Origin of the sequence: Roseixanthobacter pseudopolyaromaticivorans, from assembly GCF_043195145.2 — a bacterium.
Classification (GTDB): Bacteria; Pseudomonadota; Alphaproteobacteria; order Rhizobiales; family Xanthobacteraceae; genus NCEH01.
Map to the genome: position 1 here is coordinate 3,494,881 of NZ_CM195539.1, position 20,160 is coordinate 3,515,040.

The following is a 20,160-nucleotide window of genomic DNA, read 5'->3' on the forward strand; positions in this document are numbered from 1 at the left end:
AGCCATGCAAGATGCCGCAAGCGCATGAAGAGCCCCGCCTTGTCCGGGGTCCTCCGCACCGGCGCGGGCGCTCCATTTCCGGGTGTGGAGGTCGAGAGATGTTGGACTTTCTGTTGAACTATGTTGGATATGAACCTCCGACTCGTGGGCTTTACAACAGGTTTTTTGCACCGCATTCTGCGTTTCGCATAGCGGGACGAAGCGCCCGCCGCGCGCGCGTCTTCCGCACCCATCGCGTTGAAAAACCTTTCAGATCATGAGGAGAAGCGCATGTTCAAAGCGCTCGCAGGGCGTACCGTCATCGTCACAGGGGCCAGCAAGGGCATCGGGCGCGGCATCGCGAAACGCTTCGGTGCGGCCGGGCTCAATGTGCTTGTGGTGTCGCGGAAGTTGGAAGAAGCCACATCGGTCGCACAGGAAATCGGCGCCCATGCCTCGGCCTTTGCGGCCGATGTCACCAAGGCGGAGGACTGCCGCGCCTTCGCCGCCGCCGCGCTGGAGCGCTATGGCAGCATCGACGTTTTGTGCGCCAATGCCGGCATCTTCCCCGCCGCCAAGCTGGACGTGATGACGGGGGAGGATTTCGACCTCGTCATGGACACCAATATGAAGGGCACGTTCCTTTCGGTGTCCGCCGTGCTGCCGCAGATGAAGGCCAAGAAATGGGGGCGCATCGTGCTGACCTCCTCCATCACCGGGCCGATCACCGGCTATCCCGGCTGGGCGCACTACGGCGCCTCCAAGGCGGCGCAGCTCGGCTTCATGCGCACCGCGTCCATCGAGCTGGCGCCTTGGGGCATCACAATGAATGCGGTGATGCCCGGCAACATCCGCACCGAGGGCCTCGACGGGCTCGGGCCGGACTATATTGCGAAAATGGAATCCTCCATCCCCCTGAAGCGGCTCGGCAGCGTGGACGACATCGCCAATGCCGCCTTGTTCTTCGCGTCCGAGGAGGCCGGCTACATCACCGGCCAGGGCATGGTGGTGGATGGCGGGCAGATCCTTCCCGAATCGCTCGGCGCGCTGGAGGAGATGGGCGGGCCGGTGTGAAACGCAAAACGGCCCCGGGCGAACCGGGGCCGGCTGTCTTTCGCGACGTTTCGCGGGCGCCGAGGCGGGCGGCTATTCCGAGCGGATGCCCATTTCGGCGCGCAGGCGGGCGCGCAGCACGTCGATGGGATGGCGCCGGCCTTCCTGCTCCACATGCCAGAAAGTCCAGCCGTTGCAGGCTTCCGCCCCCTGGGCGAGCGCGCCCATGCGATGGATCGAGCCCACGGTGGGGGCGCCCGCCAGGCCGGTCAGGGCGATGGTGCCGTCCGCCCGCACGACGGCGCGCACGTTCCCCTTGGAATCGGTGAGTTCCACACCGGGCGTCACCAGCCCGCGCTCCACCAGGGCCGAGAAGGCGACGCGCGGAGCTTCGCGCGCGCTGGGCGGGGCGGCGAGCGCGGAGTCCGGCAGCGGCGTCACGCCGGCGATGCGCTTTTCCGCCGCCGCCGCGTAAGTGGTGTCGCGCTCGATCCCGAGATAGTGCCGCCCCAGCCGCTTGGCCACCGCCGCCGAGGTGCCCGAGCCGAGGAACGGGTCCAGCACCACATCGCCGGGCCGCGAGGCGGCGAGCAGGATGCGCGCGAGAAGCGCTTCCGGCTTCTGGGTAGGGTGGGTCTTGCGGCCGTTCTCGTCCTTCAGCCGCTCATGGCCGGTGCACAGGGGGAACAGCCAGTCGGACCGCACCTGCGTATCCTCGTTGCCGCCCTTCAGCGCCTCGTAATTGAACACGTAATTGCGGGCGTCGGCATCGCGCGCGGCCCAGATCAGCGTCTCATGGGCATTGGTGAAGCGGCGGCCGCGGAAATTCGGCATGGGATTGGTCTTGCGCCAGATCACGTCGTTGAGGATCCAGAAGCCGAGATCCTGCATGGTCGCGCCAACGCGGAAAATGTTGTGGTAGGAGCCGATCACCCACAGCGTGCCGGACGGCTTCAGCACGCGCCGCGCGGCCGCGAGCCAGGCCTTGGTGAAGGCGTCATAGGCGGCGAAGCTCTCGAACTGATCCCAATCGTCGTTCACCGCGTCCACGCGGCTTTCGTCGGGGCGCTTCAGCTCGCCCTGGAGCTGGAGATTGTAGGGCGGATCGGCGAAGACGAGATCGACGCTATTGGCCGGCAAAGCGTTCATGGCCGCGATGCAATCCCCGACCAGCACCCGGTCCAGTTCCAGATCCGGCACTGCCGCGAGGGCCGCCCGGGACAGACGGGGCGCCCCTCGGGGCGCCCCTTTACGCACCACATTCATGACGCAACCCATACGCAACGCTTACGATGGGGGCAGTGTCGCGGCGCGGACTTAAGGGCAGGTAAAGCGGGAGGGTTTTTTCGGCCGGATTGCACGGCCCCGGCCGTGGCACCGCGCCAAGCTCGACACGCCGCTATCCGCGCCGGGCGCCCTGCGGCCGCACGCCGGGCGCGGGCCGCTCCAGCAGCACGTCGCGGCGGAACCGCACGAGCCGCGCCGGGCGCCCGCCGGTGCCGCTGGTGGTCTCTCCGGTTTCCTCCACCAGGCCCTGGCTTTCCACCAGGCGGCGGAAATTCTGCTTGTGCAGCAGCATGCCGGAGAGCGCCTCCACCGCCTTCTGCAATTGCAGCAAGGTGAAGGCGGGCGGCATCAGCTCGAACACCACGGGGCGATACTTGATCTTGCCACGCAGGCGGCTGATCGCGGTGGCGAGAATGCGCCGATGGTCGAGCGCCATGGGCTGGCCGAGCAGCGGCTGGCCGGGAAGCGCCTCGGGCGCGGCCGGCGCCCCGTCCTCTGCTGCGGCTTCCGCGACGAGGCCGGCTTCATAGAGCAATTCGTAGCGCTCCAGCACGCGCTCGTCGTTCCAGGAGGTCTCTTCCGCCCCTTCGAGGCCGAAGGCGAGCACGCGGCGGCGGCGGCGCACCTCGGCGGTTCGCGCGTCCGGTGCCGCGCACGCCCAGGCTTCCAGGCCCGCGCCGATGCGATCGAGCACGCCCGGGCGGCCGCCGCGCCAATCCTCCCAGGGGAAGCAGGCGTACCAGCCGAGCCAGGCCGCCGCCATCTCGCCCGCCGGGCGCGCCTCGCGCACCAAAGCGAGATAGGCCACCGAGAGCGCGCGCGCCGCCCCGCCGTCGTGCCGGTCGAGATCGCCGAAGGTATAGAGCTGCTCGATATAATTGAGCTGCTGGTGGGTCTGCCGCTCCACCCAGCTGCGCAGGCCGCCTTCAAGCGTGCGGTGGTGCTCCTCCAGCGGGCCGGACGGCAGGGCCGGCCGGTCGCCGACGCGCAGCGCGAGCACGCGCGGCTCCTCCGCCGTCACCGCGACCACGGCGGCGCTCAGATCAATGCTGAATTCAGCCGGCGCATCGCTTGCCCCTCCCGCCATGGGGCGCGAGGGAAAGCGGGGTCGGTCATCGCGCATGCCCACCGCCATGAGGTTGCCTTGCCCGATCCTATGGCGCGAACGCGCGTCGGCGGCAATGCGGATTTCGGCGGGGGTGGGCGCGGCGCGGGAAAGGCAATGATCCGCCGCCTCCCCCTTCGTCAGGTACCGGCCGGAGAATTTGCCCTCACGCCCCCGGCACACGGGCGTGCGCCAGCACCTTGCGCATCACGCTCGGCAGCGCCTCGCGGGCGAAATCCACCGGCTGCACCCAGCGATGGCCGGCCGGCGCGGCGGTGGCGGCCGGCAGATCGGCGCGCCACACCTCCAGCTCCAGGGCGAAATGGGTGAACACATGGCTCACCCGCCCCGGAAGGACGCGCCAGCCCTTGGCCCCGGCGGCAAGCGGCGCATGGTCGCCGGGCGAAGGCACGCCGGCGGTCCACGGGGTGGAGGGCACCTCGGTCATCTGCGCCAGCAGGCCCTTTTCCGGCCGGGTACGCAGCAGCACCGCGCCATCGGCGCGCACGGCAAGAAACGCGATGCCCGCCCGCGCCGGCTTCTCGCCCTTCGCCGCCTTGACGGGATAGCGCGCGGGATCGCCCGCCGCCCGGCCAAGGCAGGGCGCGCTGAGCGGGCACAGCACGCAGGCGGGGGAACGCGGCGTGCAGATGGTGGCGCCGAGATCCATCATGCCCTGCGCGAAATCGCCCGGCCGTTCGTGCGGCGTCAGCGCGGCGGCGAGCGCCTTGATGCGCGGCTTGGATTTCGGCAAGGGCGCATCCACGGCGTAAAGCCGGCTCACCACCCGCTCGATATTGCCGTCCACCGGGCTTGCCGGGAGATCGAACGCGATCGCCGCGATGGCCGCGGCCGTATAGGGGCCGATGCCCGGCAGGTCGAGCAGCGCGGCCTCATCCGCGGGAAAGGCGCCGCCGTGGCGTTCCACCACCGCCTTGGCGCAGGCATGCAGATTGCGCGCGCGGGCATAATAACCGAGCCCCGCCCAGGCGGAGAGCACCTGTTCCAGCGGCGCCGCCGCCAGATCCGCCACGCGCGGCCAGCGGGCGAGGAAGTTGGTGAAATAGGGGCCCACCGCCTTCACCGTGGTCTGCTGGAGCATGATCTCGGAGAGAAACACGTGATAGGGGTCGCCGAGGCGCCCGCCTTCCGCGCGCCAGGGCAGGCGGCGGCGGTTGCGGTCGTACCAGGCGAGCAAGGCGGCGGCGACAGCGCCCGTCGCGCTTTCGCCGGTCACTTTCGCGGGGGCGGCCGGCGCAGCGGCCTTCTTGCGCGCGCGCGGGGCTGATAGGGTGGCATCGTCCATGGCGCCACCGTGCCGGGGCCGCGCGCCGCCCGCAAGGGGGCGAACGCCCGGCACGCACGCGCCTTCACCCCGCGCGCTTCATCTGCCGCAGCCATGACGGAAGAGCCCCCCATCAAATCCCCCTGGAAGCGGCGGCCCGCCGCCCGTCCCCTCGCCGACCTCGTGGGGCCGTCCATCGCCGACCTGTGCGGCAAGGCGGGCTTTTCGGCGGTGGAGATCGTGACCCATTGGGACGAGATCGTCGGCCCCGCGCTCGCCCCGCGCTCGACGCCGGTGAAATTGCAATGGCCGCGCCAGGACGCCCGCCAGGCCAGCGAGCCGGCGACTTTGGTGGTGCGTGTGGAAGGCGCTTATGCCATCGAGCTGCAATATGCCGCGCCTGTGGTGATCGACCGCATCAACGCCTATTTCGGCTGGCGCTGCGTCGGCCGGCTGGTGCTGCGCCAGGGCCCGGTGCCGCAGCGCCACCAAGGACCGCCGCCGCGCGTGGAGCCGGAGCCGGAGGTTCTGGCGCAGGTGCGCGGCGCGCTCGGCCCGTTCGAGGACGAGGCGCTGGGCGCCTCATTGGCCCGCCTGGGCGCCCTGGTGCGCCACGAGCGCCGGAAATCTTGATCGTCGCGAGGGCGCGAGGGGATTGGCGCCCTACCCTTGCCATGGTAGCGCGCTCCTTAGACCGCGAAGGCGCTTTCCCGGAGATCTCCATGTCGCTTCATCGTCGCCGTTTCCTGCTGGGCGTGGGCCAGTTCGCCCTGAGCGTCGCGCTCGCCGGGCCCCTGCTCCAGCTGTCCGGGATGTTGCCGGGCTTGTCGGAGGGCGCGCTCGCCCAGTCCCCGGCCCAGGGCCAGACCGTCGACCCGCTCAAGCTCAACGCCCCCGCCGCGACCCCGCTGCCCGAGCAGGCCATGGGCAAGGCGGACGCGCCCGTGACCATCATCGAATATGCCTCGCTCACCTGCAGCCATTGCGCGGCGTTCCACACCGGCACCTTCCCGACGCTGAAGGAAAAATACATCGACACCGGCAAGGTGCGGTTCATCCTGCGGGAATTCCCGTTCGATCCGGTCGCCACCGCCGCCTTCATGCTGGCGCGCTGCATGCCGAGCGACAAATATTTCCCCATGGTCTCCTCGCTGTTCGAAACCCAGCGCAGCTGGGCGTTCGGCAACAATCCGGCCGAGGGGCTGATGCGCGTCGCCAAGCAGGCGGGCATGAGCGAAACCGATTTCGAGAAATGCCTGAGCGACAAGGAGCTGGCGGAGAAGATCCAGGCCGGCACCCAGTACGGCAACAAGGAACTCGGCGTCGATTCGACCCCCACCTTCTTCATCAACGGCAAGAAGGTCTCGGGCGCCATGACCCCCGAGCAGCTCGACAAGGAACTGGCGCCGCTGCTCGCCGGCAAATAACAGCCCGCGAAGTGAGGCGGATGCTGCCTGCGGGGCTTTCCGCAGGCGCGCAATCACGCGTCATCCACAGCGCGCGCCGTTGACATTGCGGCGCGCGCCCCTTATCGAACCGGCTCGATCCAATACATTGTGTCGACGAGCCGCGCGGTGAAGCCGCGCCGCGGTCGGCCGAAGGCAGTAGGTTATGAAGATCCGCAACTCTCTCAAGTCGCTCCTCGGCCGTCACCGGGACAACCGTCTCGTGCGCCGCAAGGGCCGCGTCTACATCATCAACAAGACCCAGAAGCGCTACAAGGCCCGCCAGGGCTGAGCGTTTCCCCGCTCCTTGCGAGCGGGGCTCTCGTCATCGAGATGAGTTGATCGCGCCGCTCCCCCCGAAAGGGGTGGGGCGGTTGACGCTTTATGCGCATCGCCTCACACTTTGCCGATGATGATGTCCAAGCATTCGTTCCAGGTTCCGGCAGCGCGCGGCAGCAGCGCCACGCGCCGGGCGCTGGTCATGGCGTTTGCCTGCGCGCTCGCCCTTGCGCTCTGCGGCTCCTACGCCGCCCATGCCCAGGTCACCGGCGAAAAGCCGCCGGCCGGCGCGACCAAGCCCAATGGTTCCAAGCCCGATGCGGCCAAGCCTGCGCCCAATGCCGGCGCGGCGGACGCCACCCCGGCCCGGCCCAAGCTGCCGCGCGATCGTCGGGTTCAGCTCGACGCCATGTTCGAGGCCCTGCGACTCGCGCCCGACGATGAAACCGCCTCCGCCCTCGGCAGCCGCATCGAGGCCATGTTCGCCCAATCGGGCAGCGCCAGCGCGGACCTTCTCATGTCCCGCGCCGAGGCGGCCACCCAGGCCAAGGAATATGATCTGGCGCTGGAGCTGCTCGGAACGGTGATCGAGACCAACCCCGATTTCCTTGCCGCCCGCAGCCGGCGCGCCACGATCTATTATCTCCAGGACGATTACGCCTCCGCCCTGGTGGACGTGGGCGAGGTGCTGACCCGCGAGCCGCGCCATTATTCCATGCTGCTCGGCCTGTCGCTCATCATGCGCGAGATTGGCGACGACACCCACGCCCTGGAAGCCGCCCGCCGCGCCCTCGCCGTCAACCCGCACCTGACCGCCGCCAAGGACATCGAGAGCGAGCTGAAGATCAAGGTCGAGGGGCGGGACATCTAGACGCGTTTTCGCGCGCACCGTTCGCCCGCCCCCGTCGGTGCACCGACGATTCGCACTCCCGTCGCACGCGAGGATTCATCTGCGCCGAACGTTCGGCCGAAATCGCGGTTTGGTCCGCGGGAAAGGCACGGAAAAGCGCCTCCAAGTGCCTTCTCCCCTCAAGTCGTCTGCGCTAACCCATTGTTTCACGTGAAACATTTTTTGGGAGAATGCGGCCCGACACCCCCTCAGACCAGGATTCCAGCCAGATAGGCTTCGGCGGCGGAAAGATCCGTCGCGGCAGCGAAGAGGCCCACATAGCCGTCCGGCCGCACCACCCAAAGCCCGTCGTAACCCGCTGGCGGCTCACGCGCTTCAACCAGCCCGCCGAAGCCGGCCGCAAGCTCGCTTGCCGCCGCGCCCGGCGCGATCAGGGCGAAGCGGGGTGTATCGCCGGAGCCGATGGGGGCAAGCGCCGCGTCGAGCTGCGGCCAGCGCTCGCCCGCCTTCGGCAGGTCCGCGCCATGGGGCGCATGGGGCGCGGTGACCGACAGCGGGCTGAGGGGATAGGCGATTTCCAGCTCGGTGAGGCTGTGCGAAGCATGGCGCTGCACCTGCGACAGGCCCAGCACCACATGGGCGGCGAAATTGCGCACCGCCTGGGCCAGCGGATTGCGCATCACCGCAAGGTCCGTCATGCGCGTGGCGTTGCGCAGCACCAGGTCGCCGATGGCGCTGCGCTCCACCGAATAGCTGTCGAGCAGAGCCGGTTTCGCCCGCCCGCGCACCACCAGCGCCAGCTTCCAGGCGAGGTTGAAAGCATCCTGCATGCCGGTGTTCATGCCCTGCCCGCCCGCCGGGCTGTGGATGTGGGCGGCATCGCCCGCCAGGAACGCGCGGCCGCGGCTGTAGTCCTTCACCTTGCGCTCGTTGATGCGGAAATTCGCCAGCCAGAAGGGATCAAACATGCGGATGCCGCCGGGCCCCCGCGCATCCACCAGCGCCTGCACCTCGGCGAGCGTCGGGTCGGGGCGGTGCGCCTCGCTTTGCGACGGGCCGAGATCCGCCACCATGCGATAGCGCCCGCCGGTGATGGGGAAGAAGGCGAGAATGCCGTCGGAATGCCAATAGATATCCAGCTTGTCGGGGGTCAGCCCCTCCAGGTGCACATCCGCCAGCACCCAGTCGCTCGGCTGGGTGCTGCCCGCAAAGTCCATGCCGAGCGTGTGGCGCACCGTGGAATGGGCGCCGTCGCAGCCCACCAGCCAGTCCGCTTCCACCTGTTCCTCCCGGCCGGCGGCGTCGCGCACGGTGGCGTGCACGCCATCGCCCACAAGCGCGAAGCCGGTGAGCCCGGTGTTGCGCTCCACCTTAACCCCCAGCGATTCCAGGTGGGTTTCGAGCAGCCGCTCGGTCTCGCTCTGCGGGATCATGACGGCGGCGGGAAACAGGCTCTCGGCTGCGTCGAAATCGATCTCGGCGATCAGCGTGCGGCCGTTGGAAATGCGGGCGCCATACACTTCCATGCCGGCGTCGACAAAGGCTTGCGCGCGGCCGGTGCGGGCCAGCAGCTCCAGCGAGCGGCTCCACAGCACCAGCGCCTTGGATTTGTCGGTCCGCGCCGCGGATGTGTCCACGATCCGCACGCCGACGCCATATCGTGCCAGTTCGCCCGCCAGGGTCAGGCCAACCGGCCCCGCGCCCGCGATGAGAACACGCCCCGTCCCAGCCATGTGACCCTCCCTGACCCGGGCATTTTTGCCCGTGGCGCCGCAGGATGGCGCGGCCCTTGAGGAAATATCACAGCGGCAGGGGGAACGGCGCAATAGCCGCCAATCTGGATGCTATTTCCCGCGATTGCCCGGGTTTGGCATGGGCATGGGCGCGGCGCCGGGGGGCGCGATGCCCGGCTGCGCCCGGCCGGACTGGTTGGCCTCGGTCAATTGAACGGTCCAGCCGCGCTGCTCCTTGGTGTCCACCTCCAGGAAGCCGGCCCGGTCGAAGCCCCGTGCCAAGCAGTCCTCCACCCCGCGAATGGTGAACTCCTTGTCGCGGGTGCACATATAGGCCTTGCCGGCCCATTCCCCGCCCTGGTCGTAATCCACGGCGTAGAGATAATAGAAGCGTGCCACGAGATCGCCCCGCAGCAGAGTCTCGCAGCTGTTGGCCGCGACATTCCACCAGCCTTCGGTGGTCCAGACATCGTTTTCCTTATAGCCGATCGCCACCCCGACACGGCTGGAAGTGCGGTTGCACAAGCGGAAGTCGGCCGCCGCGGTGCCCGCGCTGGCCGTCAGCGCGCCGGCCGCCAGCAAGGCGAGAAGCGCCAGCGCGCGCAGACCGCGCCAGAAGCTGGAAAATCCATTCGGAGCGAACGGGCGGGAAAACAACATGGGCTCGGCTGTTAGCCTTGGTACGGCACGGGCGTCAATGGACGATGCATGGGCGACGCATCGTCCCGCCTTTTCGGGCGTGATCGGGGCAGAAGCGAGGCGGATCATTTGCCCTGCCCCGGCCGCGCGACCCACAGGCCGAACAACACCAGCCCCATGCCGATGCCCTGAAGCGGCCCGAGCGCCTCGCCCAGCACCAGCCAGCCCAAGGCTGCCGCCGAAACCACTTCCAGAAAGAACACCAGCGCCCCGTAGATCGGCGGCACAACCGAAAGGCCGACCGCCATCAGCCCCTGCCCGCCCACCTGGCTCACCAAGGCAAGGCCCAGCAGGGCCGCGGCCCCGGAGGCGCTGGCGGGCCACAGGGTCGGCTCGACCGCCAGGGCCACCAGGAACAGGATCGCCGCCGTTGCGGCAGTGGAGATCAGCGTGACGGCCCCGGCCCCGCGGAAGCGCCGTGCCTTGCCGATCGCCAGGAAATAAGCGGCGAAGAAGATCGCCGTCACGAGCCCGGCCGCATCTCCCAGCAGATGCGCCGGCTCCAGATGGAAGCTGCGCCCGATCAGCGCCCCCGCACCGGCGAGACACAAGGCGAGCCCGGCAAGGGTCGCGCGGGTGATTGCGATGCGCAGCACCAGCCACGCGAACAAAGCCACCCACACCGGTGAGGTGGTGGCCAGCACGGCGGCATTGGCCACGCTGGTGCCGAGGATGGCCAGATGCCAGAAGAACAAGTCACCGGCGAAGAACACCCCCGCCAGCAACGAGGCGCGATCGGGCACAAGGGCGCCGCGCCCGTCCGCCGCCACCGCCCAGACCAGCAGGACGGGCAGCGCCAGGGCGGCGCGCCAGAACGCGCTGGCGAACGGACCGACATCGGCGAGCCGCACGAACAGCACCGATGCGCCCATGGCGAAAGCGCCGGCGGCGAGGGCGGCGATGCCGAGCACCAGCCGTAGCGGTTGAGGGGCGACGGGCTGCAGCCCCTTCATGGCATGCCCCTTGCGACCCTTGCACCCGGCGCGCGCGCGCGCCACATGAAGGCGACAAAGGGTGGACACGCCATGAGCACGCAAACTTCAAATCCGACACAGCAGGACGGCCCCGCGTCGCTTTCCGACCAGGATCGCGAGCGGCTGGAAGCCGCGGCATTTCGGCGGCTCGTCGCCCATCTGCGCGAGCGCACCGACGTGCAGAATATCGCGCTCATGAACCTCGCCGGCTTCTGCCGCAACTGCCTCTCCAACTGGTATCTGGACGCCGCAGAGGCCGAAGGCCTGCCGGTGAGCAAAGCGCAGAGCCGCGAGGTCGTCTATGGCATGCCTTACGAGGAATGGAAAAGCCGTTACCAGACCGAGGCGACGCCGGAGCAGTCCGCCGCCTTCAAGCCGCCGCACGACGGCCATTGAACCTGCCGCGCGGCAGGGGATAGGGAGGATTGCGGGGACAGCGGCTTGACGTCGGTGCCCACCTGCGCGCTGTATCTTGCCCCTGATCGGCGCCCTATCCGCCCCTGTTTGTTTATGAGGTTGCACCACGTGTCGGAAGACGTATCGGACGCCCCGGCGGGCTTTGCCAAGGAACAGCTGAAATCCTTCATCGAGCGCGTGGAGCGCCTTGAGGAAGAGAAGAAGGCGATCGCCGACGATATCAAGGACGTCTTCGCCGAGGCCAAGGCCAACGGCTTCGACGTGAAGGCGCTGCGCGCAATCCTGAAGATTCGCAAGGAAGACGTGGACGAGCGCAAGGAGCACGAGGCGATCGTCGACCTCTACATGCAGGCGCTCGGCATTTTCTCCTGAGGCGGCAGCGCGGCGGGACGGTTGCGGGGCCTTCGTCTTGGCCCGGCCCGGCCCGGTCATCGGCGCACGTTTGAAACGAACGCTGCCGGCACGGTTCCGGCGGCATGACTCCCGGGACTGAGCTGGCGCGGAATGCCGCCTCAGCCGCGCTCGGAGCGCAGCAGGTCGATCTGCAACTTGATGCAATCGCTGCGATAGACGATGTCCGCCACGTAGATGGCGACATTCTTCGCGTCCACCACCACGCAATGGCTCTCAACCGTCGCCGCTCCCAGCGGGATCTTCATGAGATCGGCCACCGTCGGATCGGCACTGCCGATGATCAGCGTCTGGTGGGCATCCTTAACCTTCACTTTCTTGAGGCCGGCGAGCGCCGGCAAGGCCGGGCCGGTCAGGAAGACGTCGCGATCCATTTCGAACACATGGCGCGCAAGCAGAAGGTTGACGATGGAATAGGGCTGGTCATCGCGAAACTGCAGGCTCTTCAGCGAGACGTATTCGGATGCGAGTTCGCCGTCCTCCGGCTTCAGCATCGGCGGCGGCACGTTCTCGGTCAAGGTGATGGGCCGGGGCACATTTTCCTTCACCGACGCGATCAGGCTCGCCCAGGTGGTCTCAAGCTTCAGCCAGTGCCGATCCGGCACAACGCTGGAAACGAAGGTGCCACGCCCCTGGCGCGCGCTGACGAGCCCTTCATCGCGCAGCATTTCCACGGCTTGGCGCACCGTGACGCGCGCGACCTGAAACTCCTCTTCCAATTCTTCAAGGGTCGAAATCTTGTCGCCGATCGCCCAATGGCCTGCCTGGATCCGCTGCCGGAGCACCGATGCGACCTGGATGTAGAGCGGCACGCGGCTTCGATCATAGGCTGCCGATAGTTTGGACTTTGTTTGCATACAGGACCATCAGACTCGGCGGCGCGCGAGCAGAAACCATCTCCACTTCACGCCTGAAATCATAGTTTAGCCCCATGGCGGGCAAAGGTGAATAGGGAAGTGCCTGCGACTTGTGCATATTAGCCCGTCTTCCCGCGCCGGGCATAGAATTACCGAACGACGCAAGACGCCAAAACGCGCACATGATTAAGCCGCCGCCAATCATGCAGGCAGAACACACCCCGACTATGCGATATTATCAATCACCAATACTGAACCGATATATATGTATAAATCATTTATGTATATCTGATATATTATTTTATAAACGTTAGAATATAAACAATACATCATAGACAAAGATAATTATACTATTAGAATGTAAAAAAGTTCAACGGATTTGGTGTGTCATGGCTTCTTCTCTGTCCAACCAGCGCGCAGATCTGGATGCCTTCGACCTCGCCATTCTTACTATCCTTCAAAAGGACAACACCACCCCGCAACGCACCATTGGTGAGCGCGTGAACCTCTCCGCGGCCGCCGTGCAGCGGCGCATCAAGCGCATGCGCGAGACCGGCGTGATCGCGGGCGACGTCACCATTCTCAATCCCGCCCGCGTCGGCCAGCCGCTGACGCTGGTGGTGGAAGTGGTGGTGGAAAGCGAGCGCATCGATCTCGTGGACGCGGCCAAAGCCAATTTCGTCCGCTGCCCCGAAGTCCAGCAATGCTATTACGTTACGGGAGATGCCGATTTCGTGCTGATCGTCACCGTCGCGACCATGGCGGAGTATGAAGACCTCACCCGCCGCCTGTTCTTCGAAAACAGCAATATCAAGCGCTTTCGGACGCTTGTTGTGATGGACCGGGTCAAGACCGGCCTCACCGTGCCCCTGGATCGGTGAGCAATCAGGCGCAGGGGCAGCGGCGCGTTTCTGCGCCATGCGCGCGCCCCGCTTTATCCGGCAATTCTGCGCCATAGCTCTTTCAGCCGCGACAGGAAAACCGAATAGACCAACGATCCGGCGTTCAGTTCCGTGACCACGGGGGCCGCAGGCGCGCCTTCACCCTGGCCGAGCCGCGCCTCGAGATTCTGCACGAACGCAGCCACCAGGCGGCCGGCGATGTCCTGCACCAGGCCGGAACGCCCGAACTGCGCCAGCATGCCCGTGAGCGTGTAGCCGATGCTCACGTCCACCCGCGTTGCGCGGCCGTCCTCAACCGGCGTCAGCGTGTAGCCGATGAGGCCGCGTGTCGCCGAATTGCTGCGCGTGTCGCGTCCGCTGCCGGAAATGCGCCCCGCATGCAGCACATCGTCGCGCGAGATATCGGCGACGCCCTGGAATTCGGCCACCATGGGCCCGACCTTCACGCGGATCTGGCCTTCCACATGCTCGGGCGTCGGCGTGCCGACCAGGGATGCCCCGGGCAGGCAGGCGGCCACTTCATCCACGCGGCCGAAGAAATCCCACACCACGTCCACGGGATGGGCGACCACGAAGCTCTGGGGAAAACTGGTCTGGGGAACCCAGTCGGCATCGAGCTTGGCCGCCGCGCGCGGCGCAGGTGCCGCCGCCCTGGCAGCCGGGGCGGCTGGCGACTTCTGCGTACCCGCGGCAAAAGCGCCGGCGTGGCCGGAGCCGGCCGGGCCGAGGACGGTGCGCACATCGGCCCGGGGGGCTGCGCCACGCGCCTTGCGCTCCGCGATCACCGAGCGGATCGCCCGCACGATGCCCACATAGCCGGTGCAGCGGCATAGGTTTCCGCTCATGGCGACGCGGATCTCATGCTCGCTGGCGTCGGGCATGCGCAATACCACGTCGCGGGCAGAGACGATCATGCCCGGCGTGCAATAGCCGCACTGAAGGCCGTGCTCGCGTGTGAAGGCGGCGCGCAGCTCACCCGCCACCTCGTCATCGTTGAGGCCCTCGATGGTGGTGATCTGCGCGTTCTCGCACGCCACCGCATAGGTGATGCAAGAGCGCACCGGCTCGCCATCCACGATGATGGTGCAGGCGCCGCAGACGCCGTGCTCACAACCAACATGGGTGCCTGTGAGATCATGCGAATCGCGCAGGAAATCGGCGAGGTTTGTGCGCGGCTCCACATCGGCGCGGACCGTGCGGGAATTGACGGTGAGGGAAACCATGCTCATGCCGCGTCCGCCTGCTCGAATGCGCGGCGCAGCGCCACCGCGTGTGTCCTGCGATCCAGCAGGTCGCCCATGCCGGCGGCCTGCGCCACCTCTTCCGCCGCGCCCGTCGAGAAGCCCGTTTCAGCGAATAGCGCCGCGCGTTCGGTCACAAGGATGGGCCGCGTCTCGGTCGCCCCCATCACCGCGCGAAACACGCCGCGGTCGGGGTCCATAAGCACCGCACCGATGGCATGGGCGAACTCTCCGGTCTTGCGGCAGCTCTTGAAATAACCCCAGCGAGCCGAGGCGCTGCATTTGGGAATGCGCACCGCCTCCAGCAGTTCGCCAGGGTTCAGATCGGCGGCGAGCGCGCCGAGCATATACTGCTCCACCGGCACCTCGCGGGTGCCCGCGGCCGAGCGCAGGATCACCCGCGCGCCCACGGCGGAGAGAATGGAAATCCAATCGGCGGAGGGGTCGGCGTGGGTCAGACTTCCGCCCACCGTGCCGCGGTTGCGCACCGCACGATAGGCAATGCCGCGTGCCACACCCGGCAATGCGCCGGCGGTGACGTCCGGCACGCGGCGATCCTCGAAATCGGCATGGGTCACGCAGGCCCCGACGACGATGTGGTCCGCATTGTCCTCGACACGCTTCAGCGCGGGAATGGCTGTGATGTCCACCAGCAATTCCGGCTGGACGAGGCGCATGTTCAGCATGGGGCCGAGCGACTGGCCGCCGGCGATGATCTTCACCACCCGCCCCTCGTCCTGCATCAACGTGAGCGCGGCGCCGATCTCAACGGGGCGTTCATAATCGAAACGGACAGACTTCATGCCACGCTCCCGGCGAGTTTGGCGGCCTTGGCTGCCTCGATGGCTTCCAGGACACGGCGCGGCGTAATAGGCGAATGCAGCAGCTCGGCTCCGATGCCCTTCAGCGCATCGTTCACCGCATTGCCGATGGCGGCCGGCGGGGCGATGGCGCCGCCCTCGCCGATGCCCTTCACCCCGAATTCCGTATAGGGGGCGAGGAATTCCATATGGTCGAGCCGCGGTTCCGGCACCTCGGTGGGGCCGGGCAGCAGATAGTCGGCAAAGGTGGAGGCGAGCGGCTGGCCGGAGGCGTCGAACGGCATCTCCTCATAGAGCGCGGTGCCGATGCCTTGGGCGAGGCCGCCATAGATCTGGCCGTCCACCACCATGGGGTTTACCAGCTTGCCACCGTCCTCCACGATCACATAGTCAAGGATCTCGATGTCGCCGAGTTCCGGGTCCACCGCCACCAGCACCACATGGGCGGCATAGGAGAAGGTACCGGTATCGCGCACCGGCTTGTAGCCGATGGTGGATTCAAGACCGTGTGGGTCAATGCCGGCGGGAAGGTCCTGCGGGCGGCGATACCAGGTGTGCGCGATCTCCTGGAGGCTCACCGAACCTGAGGGCGCGACCGCGAACCCATCCTTGATCACCACCTCGGCCGGATCCGCCTGGAGCAGATGCGCGCCGATCTTCGCCGCGAGCGCCGCCACTTCCTTGCAAGCGGTGGCGACCGCGCCACCGGCCATCACCATGGAACGCGAGCCCCAGCTTCCTGTCGAATAGGGCGTGTATTCGGTATCGCCGTGCACCAGCTTGATGCGCGCGGTATCGATGCCGAGCACTTCGTGCGCCACCTGGGCGAACGTGGTTTCCATGCTCTGGCCGTGGGAATGCACGCCGACGCGCAGCTCGAGCCCGCCGTCGGGCGTCATGCGGGCGGTCGCTTGCTCGTGGCCCGGCACCATGGGAATGCCCCAGCCGGAATAGACCGAAGTGCCGTGGGCGCCCTGCTCGCAATAGATGGAATGGCCGATGCCGATCAGCCGGCCATCCGCCTCGCCCTTCGCCTGGCGCACGCGCACGTCGTCAAGGCGCGCCATGGCGATGGCGCGGTTCAGCGCCTGCGGATAGTCGCCGCTGTCGAAATGCTTCTTGGTGATGTTGTCGAACGGCATCTGTTCGGGCCGCACGAGGTTCTTCAGCCGCAGTTCGTGCGGCTCCATGCCGATCTCCCGGGCGATCGCGTCCAGCACCAGTTCGAGCGCGAAGCACACCCCGGTGCGCGCCACGCCGCGATAGGGCAGGATCGGGCATTTGTTGGTGGCGACCGACCAGGTGCGGCAGCGATAGGAGGGGAAATCGTACGGGCCGGGCAGGATGCTGACGACCTGCGCGGCCTCCAAGCAGGCCGAGAAGGGATAGGAGGAATAGGCGCCGGAATCGACGATGGCTTCGCAATCGACGCCCCGCAACGTACCATCGCGATCGGCATAGGCGGTGATCGAATAATGATGCTCGCGGCAGTTCGCGCCGGCCGTCAGACTCTCGCGCCGATCCTCGATCCAGCGCACGGGATGGCCGAGGCGCATGGCAAGCCAGCCGAGGCAGATATCTTCCGGCAGCAGGATGCCCTTGTAGCCGAAGCCGCCCCCGACGTCCGGCGAAATGATCCGGATCTGTTCCTGGTTGAGCCCCAGGCATTCGGCCAGACCGTTGCGCACGATGTGCGGCATCTGGCTGCCGGTGTGGAGAACGAGCTGTTCCTTGCGATGATCCCAGTGCGCCACCGTCCCGCGCCCCTCCATGGGCGCCATGCTCTGGCGCGCGGTGGAGATGGTGCGCGTGATCTTGATCTGGGCGTCGAAGGCCTTCTCGATGCCCACTTCCATGAAGCTTTCGAGGAAGACGTTGTCACCCCAATGCTCATGCACCAGCGCACTGCCGGGCGCGCGCGCCAAAACCATGTCGTGGACGGCGGGAAGCTCTTCCAGGTCCAGCTCTATGGCGGCGGCGATGTCCTCGGCCTGGGCCCGCGTGTCGCCGACACAGGCTGCGAGCAATTCGCCCACCTGGCGGACCTTATCCGTGGCGAGCGGCCACTGCTCCGACACCTTGAAGCCGGGCAGCGCCGTCACCGCGCGGATCGGCTTGACGCCCGCCAGCGCCTCGGCGCTGAAAGCAACCTCGCGATAAGCCTCAGGGATGTGAACGCCGTGGATGCGGGCGTGGGCGAGGGGGCTGCGCACGAAGGCAACATCCTTCAGCCCCGGCAGGCGGATATCGGCCACGAACTGGCCGCGTCCGCGCAGGAAGCGATCGTCCTCCTTGCGCGGGAGACGCGCCCCGACACCCTGCTTCGTCATCGCGTTTTCCTTAAGCGTCGGCTTCAACACTCAGCCGGCATCTTGGCTGCGGGAATCCAATTCCAGAACCGGCGGCAGCCACAGCTTGCCGAAAAAAGATGGGGCACCGACGGCGTCAGGCGCTGGCCCGCCGATGCCCCACCCAACCGGAAGAGACGGGGGTTCAAATGCCCCTTCCGGATCAGTGAACCACTTCCACCTTGCCGTTGACGATCTTCACGACATAGGTGGCCGGGCTGCTCTGGCCGCTCTCACGCCCCTCGGGGCCGGCCTTGGCGAACACGATCTTGCCATTGAGGCCAGGCACTTCGACCTTCCAGAGGGCCACGGTGATCTTCGCAGGATCGGCCGCGCCGGCCTTGGCGATGGCGGCGGCGATCACGTTGATTCCGTCATAACCACGGAAGCTCTCGGTGAGACCGGCCATGGGATAGCCCTTCTTCTTCCAGGCTTCCACGAACGCCTTCGCGCGATCCGGATAGGGCGTCGCTTCCGGCGACCAGGGGGTGAAGAACAGCAGGTGGTACGTGCCGTTGGCAGCGGTGCCGGCCTGTTCGGCGAGCTGGTCGGGGCTCTGGGAGCCGCCGGTGGTGATGATCTGCTTGTTGAGGCCGAGCGACTGGGCCTGCTTCAGCACAAGGGTCAACTGCTCCACGGCGGTGGTGACGATGAGGGTATCGCTATCGGACGCCTTGATCTTGGCCAGCTGGGCGCTGAGATCCTGCGCGCCCTGATCCATTGTCTCGACCGCGCCGACCTGGATGCCCTTGTCCTTGAACATGGCGGAGAAGTCGCTGGCGGTGCCGCGGCCCCAGTCATTGTTCACGACCAGGAAGTCGGCCTTCTTGATTTTGAAGCCGTCAATGACCTTGGCGAAATTCTGCGCCTCCAGCGAGGACGGGGCGGAGATGCGGAACACGTAGGGATTGCCCTGCAGCGTGATCTTGGAGGAAGACGAGGTTTCCACCACCATCGGCACGTTGTACTGCATCAGCTTGGGCATGACCGCGAGGGTCAGGCTGGAACCCCAGGCGCCGAGCATGACCGGCACCTTGTCGCGCACGATCAGCTTTTCCGCGACTGCGGCGGCCTCGGTGGGATTGCTCTTATTGTCCTCGATGATGAGGTTGAGCTTCTTGCCCAGTACGCCGCCCTTGGCGTTGATCTCCTCGACGGCGATCTTGGCGCCGTCGGCGACGAAATTGCCGGATGCAGCAAACGCTCCGGTCAGCGGCATATTCACGCCAATTGAAATGTCTTGTGCGGCCGCCGGCAGCGCGACTGCCAAGGACAGGCCAAACGCGCAGGCGGCAGATGTCAGAAATCCTGATTTCAGCTTCACCATATCACCGGTCCTCTGAAGGGGGGTTATTTATCATTGTTGAAGCACTGGCATCGTCTTGCTGCGATGAACATGCGCGAAAGGCCCACATGACGCGCATGAATGACGGATGAGAGGCTCCGAGACTTTCCGAAACCAACTCTCGAATGTCAATCATTCTATATACCATCAGATAGGAAAACTCATCCTGTCAAGGCTCTCTTGCGCAATCGCTTTGCGAGGCGCAGCATTTTTTTGCCGCGCCCGCCGCGCCACGGCTTGGAGCCGCAAACTTAGGAGTCGCAAACCGCCGCCATCTCTGGATTTTCAGGTGCCCTTTCCGTCCCTCGGCAGGACGAAAAGGCGATTGAAGAATTGAGTTGTCTTATCATTCTGTTTATAGCACCATTTGGTTCATTGAGATCGAATTCCCCGCCACACGCACCTTGCGTGAACTCGCCAAGAATTTGATTTAACACCAAAATCAGGATCAGAGCCCATGCCCGGCGACGCCAAGCCCATCATTGCCATTCTCGGGGGAACCGGCGATCTCGGCTCCGGCCTCGCCAAATCCTGGGCGGCCGCCGGCTATGACGTGGTGATCGGCTCGCGCAGCGCGGAAAAGGCCGCGGAGGCCGCAGCCGCTCTCGGGGGCTCGGCGCGCGGTGACGACAATGCGGGCGCCGCGCGCGCCGGCGATATCGTCGTGCTGGCGGTGCCTTTCGCGAGCCATGAATCCACGCTTCTGGACGTGCGTGACGCCGTCCAGGGCAAGATCGTGGTGGATGCCGCAGTGCCCCTGGTCCCACCCAAGGTTTCCACCGTTCAGTTACCGCCGGAAGGGTCTGCGGCGCAGATCGCACAATCGCTGCTTGGCGACGGCGTCCGCGTGGTCTCGGCGTTCCACAATGTCGGCGCCACCAAGCTGCATGGCGGCGGCAAGGCCGATTGCGACGTGCTGGTCTTCGGCAACGACAAGGACGCGCGGGACCAGGTGATCGCCCTTGCCGGCGTCGTCGCGACGCGCGGCGTCGACGGCGGCGTGCTGGCGAATTCGGCCGCCGCAGAAGCGCTTACCTCGGTGCTGATCGGCATCAACCGCCGCTACAAGGTGCCGGGCGCCGGCATCCGCATCACTGGCCTCGACATCCCCGCCGTCGGCTGACCCGCC

20 protein-coding genes are annotated in these 20,160 nt (G+C 66.7%); 9 read left to right on the forward strand and 11 right to left on the reverse strand.

What is annotated here, in order from left to right; translation table 11 throughout:
• Window positions 1-270: 270 nt before the first annotated feature.
• A complete protein-coding gene (gene fabG / locus V5F68_RS16520; protein WP_394014113.1) occupies window positions 271-1,053 on the forward strand; it encodes a 3-oxoacyl-ACP reductase FabG in 783 nt (260 codons plus the stop codon).
• Between the two features lie 72 nt (window positions 1,054-1,125).
• Here fabG and V5F68_RS16525 read toward each other — a convergent pair whose 3' ends face one another.
• From V5F68_RS16525 to mutY, 3 genes are all read right to left on the reverse strand, one after another.
• Window positions 1,126-2,298, reverse strand: coding sequence for a site-specific DNA-methyltransferase (locus V5F68_RS16525; RefSeq protein ID WP_394014114.1), 1,173 nt, complete (start codon window positions 2,296-2,298; stop codon window positions 1,126-1,128).
• Between the two features lie 133 nt (window positions 2,299-2,431).
• Window positions 2,432-3,406 carry an NUDIX hydrolase gene (locus tag V5F68_RS16530; RefSeq protein ID WP_394100463.1) on the reverse strand — a complete coding sequence of 325 codons (975 nt, stop codon included), beginning with the start codon at window positions 3,404-3,406 and terminating at the stop codon, window positions 2,432-2,434.
• Window positions 3,407-3,590: 184 nt separating this feature from the next.
• Window positions 3,591-4,730: an A/G-specific adenine glycosylase gene (gene mutY / locus V5F68_RS16535; protein WP_394014116.1), complete on the reverse strand. Its 1,140-nt coding sequence runs from the start codon at window positions 4,728-4,730 to the stop codon at window positions 3,591-3,593.
• A gap of 93 nt (window positions 4,731-4,823) precedes the next feature.
• Between mutY and V5F68_RS16540 the strand changes: the two genes are divergently transcribed.
• The 4 genes from V5F68_RS16540 (at window position 4,824) to V5F68_RS16555 (ending at window position 7,304) form a co-directional block, all read left to right on the forward strand.
• Window positions 4,824-5,342: a DUF721 domain-containing protein gene (locus tag V5F68_RS16540; protein WP_394014117.1), complete on the forward strand. Its 519-nt coding sequence runs from the start codon at window positions 4,824-4,826 to the stop codon at window positions 5,340-5,342.
• An 89-nt stretch (window positions 5,343-5,431) separates the two neighbouring features.
• Entirely contained in the window at window positions 5,432-6,136 is a 705-nt protein-coding gene (locus V5F68_RS16545; RefSeq protein WP_394014118.1) for a DsbA family protein, read from the forward strand.
• A gap of 184 nt (window positions 6,137-6,320) precedes the next feature.
• Complete coding sequence (gene ykgO / locus V5F68_RS16550; protein ID WP_012114086.1) at window positions 6,321-6,446, forward strand: type B 50S ribosomal protein L36; 126 nt, start codon at window positions 6,321-6,323, stop codon at window positions 6,444-6,446.
• A gap of 123 nt (window positions 6,447-6,569) precedes the next feature.
• The gene (locus tag V5F68_RS16555) at window positions 6,570-7,304 is read left to right on the forward strand and encodes a tetratricopeptide repeat protein (RefSeq protein WP_394014119.1); all 735 of its coding nucleotides are present in this window, start codon (window positions 6,570-6,572) and stop codon (window positions 7,302-7,304) included.
• A 227-nt stretch (window positions 7,305-7,531) separates the two neighbouring features.
• Here the strand turns inward: V5F68_RS16555 and V5F68_RS16560 are convergent, their stop codons facing one another.
• From V5F68_RS16560 to V5F68_RS16570, 3 genes are all read right to left on the reverse strand, one after another.
• Complete coding sequence (locus tag V5F68_RS16560) at window positions 7,532-9,016, reverse strand: FAD-dependent monooxygenase (RefSeq protein ID WP_394014120.1); 1,485 nt, start codon at window positions 9,014-9,016, stop codon at window positions 7,532-7,534.
• Window positions 9,017-9,127: 111 nt separating this feature from the next.
• Window positions 9,128-9,676 carry a DUF1036 domain-containing protein gene (locus V5F68_RS16565; RefSeq protein WP_394014121.1) on the reverse strand — a complete coding sequence of 183 codons (549 nt, stop codon included), beginning with the start codon at window positions 9,674-9,676 and terminating at the stop codon, window positions 9,128-9,130.
• A gap of 104 nt (window positions 9,677-9,780) precedes the next feature.
• Window positions 9,781-10,668 (reverse strand): DMT family transporter, encoded by an 888-nt coding sequence (locus tag V5F68_RS16570; protein ID WP_394014122.1) that lies wholly within the window; start codon window positions 10,666-10,668, stop codon window positions 9,781-9,783.
• A gap of 72 nt (window positions 10,669-10,740) precedes the next feature.
• Here V5F68_RS16570 and V5F68_RS16575 point away from each other — a divergent pair, with 72 nt between their 5' ends.
• Window positions 10,741-11,085 carry a DUF1244 domain-containing protein gene (locus tag V5F68_RS16575; protein WP_394014123.1) on the forward strand — a complete coding sequence of 115 codons (345 nt, stop codon included), beginning with the start codon at window positions 10,741-10,743 and terminating at the stop codon, window positions 11,083-11,085.
• Window positions 11,086-11,214: 129 nt separating this feature from the next.
• A complete protein-coding gene (locus V5F68_RS16580) occupies window positions 11,215-11,478 on the forward strand; it encodes a DUF2312 domain-containing protein (protein ID WP_348844337.1) in 264 nt (87 codons plus the stop codon).
• 140 nt (window positions 11,479-11,618) lie between these two features.
• On the opposite strand, the gene V5F68_RS16585 is transcribed toward V5F68_RS16580, so the two are convergent.
• Window positions 11,619-12,329: a GntR family transcriptional regulator gene (locus V5F68_RS16585; protein WP_394014124.1), complete on the reverse strand. Its 711-nt coding sequence runs from the start codon at window positions 12,327-12,329 to the stop codon at window positions 11,619-11,621.
• A 434-nt stretch (window positions 12,330-12,763) separates the two neighbouring features.
• On the opposite strand from V5F68_RS16585, the gene V5F68_RS16590 reads away from it, so the two are divergent.
• Window positions 12,764-13,255, forward strand: coding sequence for an Lrp/AsnC family transcriptional regulator (locus V5F68_RS16590; protein ID WP_394014125.1), 492 nt, complete (start codon window positions 12,764-12,766; stop codon window positions 13,253-13,255).
• A 53-nt stretch (window positions 13,256-13,308) separates the two neighbouring features.
• On the opposite strand, the gene V5F68_RS16595 is transcribed toward V5F68_RS16590, so the two are convergent.
• The 4 genes from V5F68_RS16595 to V5F68_RS16610 all read right to left on the reverse strand — a co-directional run bounded on the left by V5F68_RS16595 (window position 13,309) and on the right by V5F68_RS16610 (window position 19,013).
• A complete protein-coding gene (locus tag V5F68_RS16595; protein ID WP_394014126.1) occupies window positions 13,309-14,505 on the reverse strand; it encodes a xanthine dehydrogenase family Fe-S subunit in 1,197 nt (398 codons plus the stop codon).
• On the reverse strand, window positions 14,502-15,320 hold the full coding sequence (locus tag V5F68_RS16600) for an FAD binding domain-containing protein (protein ID WP_394014127.1): 819 nt from the start codon (window positions 15,318-15,320) through the stop codon (window positions 14,502-14,504). The genes V5F68_RS16595 and V5F68_RS16600 overlap by 4 nt, the downstream gene beginning before the upstream one ends.
• On the reverse strand, window positions 15,317-17,668 hold the full coding sequence (locus V5F68_RS16605; RefSeq protein WP_394014128.1) for a xanthine dehydrogenase family protein molybdopterin-binding subunit: 2,352 nt from the start codon (window positions 17,666-17,668) through the stop codon (window positions 15,317-15,319). Before V5F68_RS16605 ends, V5F68_RS16600 begins: the two co-directional genes overlap by 4 nt.
• A 181-nt stretch (window positions 17,669-17,849) precedes the next feature.
• Window positions 17,850-19,013 (reverse strand): ABC transporter substrate-binding protein, encoded by a 1,164-nt coding sequence (locus tag V5F68_RS16610; protein WP_394014129.1) that lies wholly within the window; start codon window positions 19,011-19,013, stop codon window positions 17,850-17,852.
• Window positions 19,014-19,488: 475 nt separating this feature from the next.
• Between V5F68_RS16610 and npdG the strand changes: the two genes are divergently transcribed.
• Window positions 19,489-20,154 (forward strand): NADPH-dependent F420 reductase, encoded by a 666-nt coding sequence (npdG, locus tag V5F68_RS16615; protein ID WP_394014130.1) that lies wholly within the window; start codon window positions 19,489-19,491, stop codon window positions 20,152-20,154.
• The last annotated feature ends 6 nt before the right edge of the window (window positions 20,155-20,160 follow it).

Bases quoted from the DNA above. Each gene is read 5' to 3' on its own strand.
- fabG (WP_394014113.1), top strand. From the start codon at position 271: ATGTTCAAAGCGCTCGCAGGGCGTACCGTCATCGTCACAGGGGCCAGC.
- V5F68_RS16525 (WP_394014114.1), bottom strand. From the start codon at position 2,298: ATGAATGTGGTGCGTAAAGGGGCGCCCCGAGGGGCGCCCCGTCTGTCC.
- V5F68_RS16530 (WP_394100463.1), bottom strand. From the start codon at position 3,406: ATGGCGGGAGGGGCAAGCGATGCGCCGGCTGAATTCAGCATTGATCTG.
- mutY (WP_394014116.1), bottom strand. From the start codon at position 4,730: ATGGACGATGCCACCCTATCAGCCCCGCGCGCGCGCAAGAAGGCCGCT.
- V5F68_RS16540 (WP_394014117.1), top strand. From the start codon at position 4,824: ATGACGGAAGAGCCCCCCATCAAATCCCCCTGGAAGCGGCGGCCCGCC.
- V5F68_RS16545 (WP_394014118.1), top strand. From the start codon at position 5,432: ATGTCGCTTCATCGTCGCCGTTTCCTGCTGGGCGTGGGCCAGTTCGCC.
- ykgO (WP_012114086.1), top strand. From the start codon at position 6,321: ATGAAGATCCGCAACTCTCTCAAGTCGCTCCTCGGCCGTCACCGGGAC.
- V5F68_RS16555 (WP_394014119.1), top strand. From the start codon at position 6,570: ATGTCCAAGCATTCGTTCCAGGTTCCGGCAGCGCGCGGCAGCAGCGCC.
- V5F68_RS16560 (WP_394014120.1), bottom strand. From the start codon at position 9,016: ATGGCTGGGACGGGGCGTGTTCTCATCGCGGGCGCGGGGCCGGTTGGC.
- V5F68_RS16565 (WP_394014121.1), bottom strand. From the start codon at position 9,676: ATGTTGTTTTCCCGCCCGTTCGCTCCGAATGGATTTTCCAGCTTCTGG.
- V5F68_RS16570 (WP_394014122.1), bottom strand. From the start codon at position 10,668: ATGAAGGGGCTGCAGCCCGTCGCCCCTCAACCGCTACGGCTGGTGCTC.
- V5F68_RS16575 (WP_394014123.1), top strand. From the start codon at position 10,741: ATGAGCACGCAAACTTCAAATCCGACACAGCAGGACGGCCCCGCGTCG.
- V5F68_RS16590 (WP_394014125.1), top strand. From the start codon at position 12,764: ATGGCTTCTTCTCTGTCCAACCAGCGCGCAGATCTGGATGCCTTCGAC.
- V5F68_RS16595 (WP_394014126.1), bottom strand. From the start codon at position 14,505: ATGAGCATGGTTTCCCTCACCGTCAATTCCCGCACGGTCCGCGCCGAT.
- V5F68_RS16600 (WP_394014127.1), bottom strand. From the start codon at position 15,320: ATGAAGTCTGTCCGTTTCGATTATGAACGCCCCGTTGAGATCGGCGCC.
- V5F68_RS16605 (WP_394014128.1), bottom strand. From the start codon at position 17,668: ATGACGAAGCAGGGTGTCGGGGCGCGTCTCCCGCGCAAGGAGGACGAT.
- V5F68_RS16610 (WP_394014129.1), bottom strand. From the start codon at position 19,013: ATGGTGAAGCTGAAATCAGGATTTCTGACATCTGCCGCCTGCGCGTTT.
- npdG (WP_394014130.1), top strand. From the start codon at position 19,489: ATGCCCGGCGACGCCAAGCCCATCATTGCCATTCTCGGGGGAACCGGC.